Here is a 498-nt window from a genome sequence, read left to right as displayed (position 1 = left end):
GGTTCGAGGCGGTTGCGGCGGAGCTCGAGCGCTGCCGTGCTGCGGTGCACCCGGCACAAGACGCGCACCGGATCGTGCTCGCCCTGCTTGCCGAGAAGGCTGCGCAGGGGGTGGACGGCGAGCGGCGGGCCGCACTGCTTTTCGATGTGGATGACTTAGCCCTGGCGCGGGGACCACGGACCGTGCTGCAGGAGGAATTGCTGGAGATCTTCGCGGACCATGCACAACTGCGCCTGGAGCCGGCCAGCCCAGTGGATGGGAAACAGGGCCAGCGCAGCCAACCGCGCCAGGCGCCGGAGACACCGCAGGGACCGATCGACCTCAACACCGCCTCCATTGAGGAGCTCCAAGCGATTCCGCACGTCGGCCCGGAGCGCGCCGCGGCGATCGCTGCCATGCGCCCCATTCAACGCATCGAGCAGCTCGAGGCCATCGACGGGATCGGCCCACAACGGCTTCGGGAGATCGCGGCGCATGCCCGGCTGAACGACTCCACAA

General features: G+C 68.9%; 1 protein-coding gene. It reads left to right on the top strand.

Annotated features, from left to right (window positions below; translation table 11 throughout):
- Nucleotides 1-498: ComEA family DNA-binding protein (locus LRA98_RS12910; RefSeq protein WP_238640857.1), on the top strand; the 498-nt coding region annotated here is incomplete at both ends.

It is taken from the genome of Halorhodospira sp. M38, assembly GCF_022227985.1.
Classification (GTDB): Bacteria; Pseudomonadota; Gammaproteobacteria; order Nitrococcales; family Halorhodospiraceae; genus Halorhodospira; species Halorhodospira halophila_A.
Note: the sequence above shows the minus strand (reverse complement) of the source record. Positions and strands in the feature narration are given on the sequence as shown.